At 63.1% G+C, this 6,083-nt stretch carries 6 protein-coding genes and 1 pseudogene; 2 read left to right on the top strand and 5 right to left on the bottom strand.

Translation table 11 applies throughout. The features are described 5' to 3' along the window. Positions 1-863, top strand: an 863-nt coding sequence (locus ACFUOZ_RS21195; RefSeq protein WP_377551973.1) for an HNH endonuclease signature motif containing protein, incomplete at its 5' end; no start/stop codon positions are given. A gap of 120 nt (positions 864-983) precedes the next feature. Here ACFUOZ_RS21195 and ACFUOZ_RS21190 read toward each other — a convergent pair. Then, the gene (locus ACFUOZ_RS21190; protein ID WP_377551971.1) at positions 984-2,171 is read right to left on the bottom strand and encodes a 4-hydroxybenzoate 3-monooxygenase; all 1,188 of its coding nucleotides are present in this window, start codon (positions 2,169-2,171) and stop codon (positions 984-986) included. An 83-nt stretch (positions 2,172-2,254) separates the two neighbouring features. After that, the gene (locus tag ACFUOZ_RS21185) at positions 2,255-3,025 is read right to left on the bottom strand and encodes an IclR family transcriptional regulator (RefSeq protein ID WP_377551969.1); all 771 of its coding nucleotides are present in this window, start codon (positions 3,023-3,025) and stop codon (positions 2,255-2,257) included. A gap of 203 nt (positions 3,026-3,228) precedes the next feature. Here ACFUOZ_RS21185 and ACFUOZ_RS21180 point away from each other — a divergent pair, with 203 nt between their 5' ends. Beyond that, positions 3,229-4,515, top strand: a complete 1,287-nt coding sequence (locus ACFUOZ_RS21180) for an MFS transporter (RefSeq protein ID WP_377551967.1) — start codon at positions 3,229-3,231, stop codon at positions 4,513-4,515. On the opposite strand, the gene ACFUOZ_RS21175 is transcribed toward ACFUOZ_RS21180, so the two are convergent. The 3 genes and pseudogenes from ACFUOZ_RS21175 to ACFUOZ_RS21165 all read right to left on the bottom strand — a co-directional run. After that, entirely contained in the window at positions 4,499-4,924 is a 426-nt protein-coding gene (locus ACFUOZ_RS21175; protein WP_377551964.1) for an Hpt domain-containing protein, read from the bottom strand. The genes ACFUOZ_RS21180 and ACFUOZ_RS21175 overlap by 17 nt on opposite strands. Continuing rightward, a complete protein-coding gene (locus ACFUOZ_RS21170) occupies positions 4,917-5,666 on the bottom strand; it encodes a signal peptidase I (protein WP_377551962.1) in 750 nt (249 codons plus the stop codon). The genes ACFUOZ_RS21175 and ACFUOZ_RS21170 overlap by 8 nt, the downstream gene beginning before the upstream one ends. 112 nt (positions 5,667-5,778) lie before the next feature. Beyond that, positions 5,779-6,083, bottom strand: a pseudogene (locus ACFUOZ_RS21165) (hypothetical protein); the annotation flags it as partial.

The following is a 6,083-nucleotide window of genomic DNA, read 5'->3' as shown; positions in this document are numbered from 1 at the left end:
AAACCCTCACCACCGCCATGAACACCGCCACCAACCCCCGACTCACCACCGGCAGCAGCACCACAGAACCCGGGACAACCGAGCCCGGCACCAGCGAAGATGCCCACAGCAGCACAGCGTCAGCCACGCACTCCGCCACCAGCACCCGCGAGCCCAGCCCCGGGCCGGTACTGGACCGCCGCTCCCGCGCCCAGAAACTCCTCGACGGACTCGTCGGAGCCTGCGCCGTGGCCATGACCACCGGAAAACTACCCACCAACGGCGGACTCCGACCCCAACTCACCGTCACCATCGACCACCGCGAACTCCTCAACACCATCAAGCGCTACACCCACACCGGCCCACCAACCAGCACAGGTACCACCATCGACACCACTACAGAGGCAGGCACCGGCCCTCATACAGGCCCCAGCACAGCAAGCAACCCCGGCATCAGCACCGGGACAGCGACGTTCACCGGCCCCCTGCACCCCAACACCATCCGCAAAATCGCCTGCGACGCCGACATCATCCCCGTCCTGCTCGGCACCGACTCCCAAATCCTCGACATCGGCCGCAGCACCCGCCTCTTCCCACCCCACATCCGCAAAGCCATCACCGCCCGCGACCAAGGCTGCGCCTTCCCCGACTGCACCATGCCCGCACCCTGGTGCGAAACACACCACATCACCTACTGGTCACACGGCGGCACCACAGGAACAGAAAACGGCACCCTCCTCTGCTCCCACCACCACCACCTCATCCACAAAGAACAATGGCGCATCAACAACGACACCGGCACACCCTGGTTCATCCCCCCACCCCACATCGACCCCCACCAAACACCCCGCCGCAACCACCACCACACACCACTACGAACATAAACAAAAGCAAGAACAGGCATCAGTGCATCCCGTAGTGATGGCGGGCGCGACGAGGCCAGGCAGGGGCGCAGGCAGCCTGGAGCACCCAAATAGACAACGCGCCGGATCAACGCGCCAAAATCAACGCGACGTCGGCCACCCGGTGTACGATTCCGCGAGGTAAGCCTTGGCGTGCTCGGAGGTAACCACTGAGTGCAGCTCACCGAGTTGGCGGGCACGGTCGAAGTCATCGGCTCCCGGGACGGTGTGCAGCATGGACGTCATCCAATATGAGAAGTGCTGTGCCTTCCAGACCCGGTTCAAGGCGCGATCGCTGTACGAATCCAGGAGAACCATAGAACCGTTGGAGTAGAAGGAATCAAGACCCTCGAACAGTACCTTGACGTCATGGATGGCCAGGTTCAGGCCCTTCGCCCCTGTCGGAGGAACCGTGTGCGCGGCGTCGCCGGCGAGGAAGAGGTTGCCGTGCCGCATCGGGGTGTGGACAAAGCTGCGGAAGGGGAGGACCATCTTTTCCAGAACCGGCCCCTCCTTCAGCTCGAAGCCGTTGCCGTTGACGCGCTTGCGGAATTCGGACCAGATGCGTTCGTCGTTCCAGTCAGCCGGATTCTCCTTGGCGTCGCACTGGAAGTACATGCGCTGGACTGTCTCGGTGCGTTGGCTGATCAAGGCAAATCCATCTTTGGAATTTGCGTAGATCAACTCATCTGAACTGCGCGGGGCTTCTGCCAGGATGCCGAACCAAGCGAAGGGGTATTCGTGGAAGTACCACTTGCGGTTGGCCTCGGGAATTTGGAAGCGGCAGTGGCTGCGCGATCCGTCGGCCCCCACGAGGAAGTCGGCCTGGATCTCGAACTCCTGGCCCTCCGAGTCGGTGAACCAAACTTTCGGCTTGCCCTCAAGATCGTGAACGGTAGTGTCCGACACGCTGTAACGGACGTCGCCGCCGTCGGCCTCCCGACGGGCAGCCAAGTCCATAAACACATCCGTCTGCGGGTACAACCACACGGACTCGCCAACAAGTTCCTTGAAGTTGATGCGGTGGCTCTCGCCGTTGAAGCGCAGTTCGATGCCATCGTGGCGGTCGCCTTCGCGCAGGACACGGTCGGACACACCCGAGTCCACCAGGAGGTTCACAGTGCCGTGCTCCAGAATTCCGGCACGAACCGTTTCCTGGATGTCCTTGCGGCTGCGGATCTCGACCACCACGGAGTCGATTCCCTGCTTCGCCAACAGGTGGGAAAGCATGAGCCCCGCGGGGCCTCCGCCCATGATGGCTACCTGGGTGGTGATCGATGTGCGTGCCATGATTCCTCGCTTCGTTGCGGTTCCCGTCTTCTGCTGAACGGGTTGAGCTTGGAATCAGTGTGCCCCGCCGGAAGTGAGTGGCATTACACCGATTCCATTGAACGGAAGTCGTTGTTTGCACGCAACTGCCGGCCGATGCCCCGCGCCGCAGTCTGCAAGGCGGGCACCAACGCCTGCAGACGCATCTCGGCAAGGGGAACAACCACTCCCAGCGCGGCCACCGTCCTGCGCCTGGCGTCCATGACCGGAACCGCGATCCCCCAGGTGTCAGGATCCACCACGCCCGCCAACTGCGAATAGCCTTGCTGCGCGGCTTCGGCCAGGAGATGACGGACGACGTCGGCGGTGACTTTTCCGGTAGGGTCCCGGAACTGCTTGAGGTACTCCGCCTGCAGTTCGCGGGGCTGGTTGGACATCAACGCAAGCCCCGCCGAGGAAATGTGGATGGGCATCCTCCCTGCGACCCGGGCCCGGTTGGCTACAGACCCCCGTCGGGAAAGTCGCTCCACAAACAGGGCTTCCCACCCCTCGAGTACTGCCAGATTGACGTTTTGGTTCAGTACCTGCTGGATGTCTTCCATGAACGGCATTGCGGCCTGGCGCAATTCCAGCGTCGGCGAATTGCGGTTGACGAGCTCCCACAGGCGCAACCCCAGGCGCACTGTTCCGCCCGCGCCCAAGTCAATCAACCCCTGCTCCGCGAGCTGGCGCACCAGTCGGTGAGCTGAGGACAGGGGCAGTCCGGCCCGCTCAGCAAGCTCAGTCAGCTGCAGCGACGTCGCGCCCTCCGGGAATGCGGAAATGACCCTTACTACCCGTTCCACCACGGAGTCTCCGGATGTTGAGTTGGCCACTCATCGCCACCTTCCTGCACGCGCATCATCGACGCGTAAACCACTCGAGCCGTCCCACGATGACGCCTTCACTCAAAATCGCGAATCCGATCAGTCAGAATTCCATTCAATGGTAGAACGTGTGCGACGTTACAAAGAGCAGTGATACAAATCTCGTACTGACCGGTCGTTCATTTGACCGGCACCCCAACAATGAGGACGCTATGCCAACGATGTCATCTGCCCGCCGCTCCCAATGGCCCGTGTGGCTTTGTTGGCTGGCCATGGTCCTGGACGGTTTCGACCTGGTGGTCCTGGGGACCGTCATTCCCACGCTGATCAAGACCGGGGAACTCGGCTTCGACGCTGTGGGAGCCACCTTCGCCGCCACCATCTCCCTGGTTGGCGTCGGCTTGGGCGCACTGTTCATTGCACCGCTCTCGGACAAGTTCGGTCGCCGTAAACTCCTTATCGCTTGCGTGGCAGGCTTCTCGCTTTTCACCATCGCTGTTGCCTTTGCCCCAAATGTGGCGGTGTTCTCGGTACTGCGACTACTGGCTGGGCTGGGCCTGGGCGCCTGCCTTCCCGCAGCCCTGGCCTACATGAACGACTACGCCCCGGCTGGCACAGCTGGAAAGTCCACCACACGTACCATGACCGGATACCACGTGGGCGCCGTCGCAACAGCCCTCCTGGCCATCATCATCGTGCCCAACTGGCGCCTCATGTTCATCATTGGCGGCGTTGCGGGCTTGGTGCTCTTGCCGTTCCTCTGGGCCAAGTTGCCCGAGTCATTGCCGGAAGCAGCGCCGGCGACGGCGGGCCGGGAACCCAAGCCGGTTGTCGCCGTCGAGCGTTCCACAAAAGTCGGGCAGTCCGCCAAAGCAGCACCCAAAACCGGGTTCCGCGACCTGCTGCAGAAGCCGTATCCGGTGGTGGCACTGGGAATTGGCGTGGCGTCGTTCATGGGATTGTTGTTGGTTTACGGTCTCAACACCTGGCTGCCCCAGCTGATGGCTGCTGCCGGATACCCCGTCAGCACGGGACTGACGCTGCTGCTTGTCCTGAACCTCGGGGCCGTTGCGGGGCTATTCCTGGCCGGAGTCCTGGCCGACAAGCACGGGACCAAGAAGATCGTGCTGATGTGGTTCGGGCTGTCGGCTGTGTTCCTGGCCATCCTGAGCGTCAAGATCCAGAACGAATTCCTGCTTAATGCCGCCGTTTTCGTGACGGGTATTTTCGTCTTCAGCTCCCAGGTGCTGGTGTACGCGTGGGTAAGCCAACTGTTCCCCTCGACGCTCCGCGGAACCGCGCTTGGGTTCGCAGCCGGAGTCGGCCGGCTCGGCGCCATCGTCGGCCCAGCCGTGACGGGGACGTTGGTTGCGGCCAATATCGCGTACCCCGCCGGTTTCTACGTGTTCGCCGCGGCGGGCGTGCTGGCTGTTGCCGCGCTCTTCCTGGTCCCACACGAGGTCAAGAACACCGAGGAAGCTGTCAGGGCTGACCGCTAGCCGGGTTCCGGGGACTCCGGCAGGCGGTATCCCTGCCCGTCCCCAGAAGCTGCGGCCCGGCGGCAAAACAACGGTCGGTGGACTTCCTCAGCTCCGGGAGTGCCTCTACTGCTGTGTCGAAGTGGTCCTCCCGGATCATCATTTCGATGGCCCGGCACTGGGTTTCCGTTTCCACGGCCCCCACCATGGCTGAGGAAATCTTGAGGCTGAGGACGGCGTCCATGCTGGCGTCGAGGTCGTGGCGGCCCAGGCCATTGGACAACTTCAGGAGCCGCCCGGGCAGCATCGCAAGATAGGTGGAGAAGAAACGCAGCGCCAGCCGGGAGTCTCCCAGCTCCTCGGCCAGCGCTTGCAGCTTGCACGATTCCAGCGGGTTGGAACCCGGGTCAGGTGCCGAACGGTCACTCACCGCTTGCTGCCTGGGCCTGTGCAGCGCCTTCCGGCGCCGTCTTGCTGGGGTCTTTGGTCCAGATGGAAGCCAGCATTCCGATCACCAAAAGGGCTGGCGCGCCATACGTCAGGGTGTTCAGCACCATCGGTTCACGGAGGGCGCGAATGGCGTTGCCCACGTAGGGGATGGTCGCGACCTGCTTGTCCACGGTCTTGCCCTGGAGGGTGGCGATCCAAGGATCGATGCCGTTGTTGGCGTCGCCCTTGGTCTGCACGGCGACCCCACCGTCTGCGGTCGTCGTGATCTCGACGATGCGGTGGGTTTCCACCCGCTGGTCCTCCACCGGGATGTGGTAGGTGATGATGTCGCCTACTTTGACGTCCTGGATCGGCGTCGGAACGGTCACCACCACGTCTCCCGGATTGATCAGGGGAGACATTGATCCTGTCAGCATGGTGGAGGTCTGATAGCCCAGAACACGGGGCCCGATGGCCAGGAACAGGAACACCAGCGCGCCCAGGACCAGCAAACCCACTCCGATGACCCTTGCCACGGCACTGGCAACACGGCGGAGCGGGCTTTTTGCTGCCGGGGCTTCGGTGACGGTTTCCAGGGGGCTTACGACGGCGGGGGTTACGACGGCGGTGTCGCTCACGGCGGTGGTGGTCCCTTTCCGGGCGGTGGCCTTGAAAGCCGGAGCGTTCGCAGCGGAACGCCGGCCGTGGAGTGCTGGTCCGTTGAGGGTCTCGATGGCGCTCATGTCCTGGCGTTCCTTTCGTTCTGTGGGGATTGCTTTGTGGGATAGCGGAAGCCGTACCGGCGGACCTGATCGGGCAGGGGGGCGCCCGACCAGGCCCGGCGGGGCTCAGTGGTTATTTGGTGGTTTCGGTGCGTTGGGTGCCGGTGAAGGCGAAGGCGATGGTGGATGTGGCGCCTTGGAAGGTGTTGTCTGCGGTGGTGGGGAAGGCGGTGGTGACTTTGAGGTTGTCGGTTTTGGCCGAGGTCAGGGAGGTGAGGTTGTTGAGGACCTTGTTCGCTGCGATGACCGGGGCGGAGGCCAGGACGGTGGTTTTGTTTCCACTGCAGGTGTAGGGGGCGGCGGTGCCGGTCCAGGCCACGGAGCAGTTTTCGATGGTCAGTTGCAGGCCGTTGGTGGTGTCGGTGGTGAGCAGGGATC

The organism is Paenarthrobacter sp. NPDC057355, from assembly GCF_042667405.1.
In the GTDB taxonomy this organism is placed as follows: domain Bacteria; phylum Actinomycetota; class Actinomycetes; order Actinomycetales; family Micrococcaceae; genus Arthrobacter.
Note: the sequence above shows the minus strand (reverse complement) of the source record. Positions and strands in the feature narration are given on the sequence as shown.